The following is a 1714-nucleotide window of genomic DNA, read 5'->3' on the forward strand; positions in this document are numbered from 1 at the left end:
CCATTATCCGTCCGAGGCACGGCATGGCTTTGAGGTGTACTCGAATCATACCTGCTACAGTCTGTGGACGGCGGCTGTGCTGGCCCACACCCTTCTACATGGTGAGGAGATGGATCGCATTTCCCCAACCTTCATCCCGGCGGAGATCGGCAGCCGGGTGTTGGCAACGGATGGCTGGTTCCAGACTGTCATTGCAGCCGTACACGGGCAGCAAATGCTTGTGCAAACATCGGTCAACGACCCGTACAATATTCCGGGCATCGTGCGTATTCAGCAGTCTGCGCTGCCGTCGCTGATCGGTCCGTCCTCAGCAGGTCATGCAGACCGCGGCTTTACAGGCTTCGCTGAGGGAGATATTTTCCCGTTGAGCTATACCCCGGCCTGGCAAACGGAGGACGGAAAGTGGCATAGCTTGTCGGAGGGCATTCCGGGTACGCTGGAGTTCGACCGGGATGGAGGGATTGACCCGCAGGACGGTGGAGGAACCGTACAGATGGAACAAAGCTCAGCGTCTGACGGAGCAACGGATTTTACACTCCTGTGGGAAGGCCCATTCCCGGGAGTGAGGGAAATCCGAACGCATTATCGTCAGGTACCCGGCAAAATTGAAGTGGCGTATGAGCTTCAAGGCAATATTCAGAATGTAGGGGCACTTATTCCCCTAATGGCGTACGACGGTCGGGAGCGCAGTGTTATTCATCATGTCATGTCAGCTGGGAAAGAAACGGAAAGCATTCGAGTAGAATACGCAGGTGCAAGCCTTGAAGTCATCCCGACGACGGAAGGAACGAATGTGGTCTGGCCGGAAGAATTAGCTTCTGTGGCCTGTCGGAATGGTTTACTTAAGGGAGCGCGTCTGGAATGTGAAGGTAATCGCATTTCCTTTATCATTCGGTTACCTGAATAGATAGAGTTGGAGCCATAAATATGGTTTAACATGTGGAAAAAGGAGAGGAAAAAGAAATGACGAAAGCAGAAGCGTGGCTGGAGCAATCGTGGGAGCTGGCTTTGGATAAAACGCTTGCCTTGGCGGCAAGACTGGGGGACGCTTTTCCACATGTTGCAGAGGGTGGACGTTATGATAATCGTGAAGAAGCGTGGTGGACAGCAGGCTTTTATCCGGGACTGCTATGGCTAGCCAATCGGGCGCGTCCTGACAGTGTGGCTGCCGGGATTGCACAGCGGTGCGAGGGTCGTTTGGAAAAAATACTCTATAATAGCGAAGCTGTAGACCATGATCTTGGCTTTATTTGGCTGCTCAGCGGCGTGGCCGCCCACCGATTGAACGGAGATTCTGAGTCCAGAAGACGTGGGTTATTGGCTGCCAATCTGCTGGCTGCCCGTTTTAACGTGAATGGCCGTTTTATTCGTGCGTGGAACTTCCCCTCGAAGGACATGGATACACGGGGCGTTGCGATTATAGACAGTATGATGAATCTACCCCTGCTTTATTGGGCTTCGGAGGAAAGCGGAGATCCGCGTTTTGCCGCTCTCGCTGTGCAGCATGCAGATACCGTAGCACGTGAATTTGTCCGTTCGGATGGCTCTATCGCACATGTGATCGAATTCGATCCGGAGATTGGAAAAAAGGTCGCCGAGCATGGTGGACAGGGATTTGCTCCCGGTTCTGCCTGGGCACGTGGCACGGCTTGGGCTTTGTATGGTTTTACGCTTTCGTATGGGTACACGCGCGATTCGCGTTATTTGAAGGTGG

1 protein-coding gene and 1 pseudogene are annotated in these 1714 nt (G+C 53.6%); both read left to right on the forward strand.

Going from position 1 to position 1714, the window contains the following annotated elements; genetic code table 11:
- Positions 1-907: pseudogene (locus GRP75_RS26145) on the forward strand (glycosyl hydrolase); the annotation flags it as partial.
- 56 nt (positions 908-963) lie between these two features.
- On the forward strand, positions 964-1714 hold a 751-nt coding region (locus GRP75_RS26150), incomplete at its 3' end, for a glycoside hydrolase family 88 protein (protein WP_160790794.1).

The sequence above is a fragment of the Paenibacillus sp. OT2-17 genome (genome assembly GCF_009827695.1).
GTDB classification, from domain to species: domain Bacteria; phylum Bacillota; class Bacilli; order Paenibacillales; family Paenibacillaceae; genus Paenibacillus; species Paenibacillus polymyxa_B.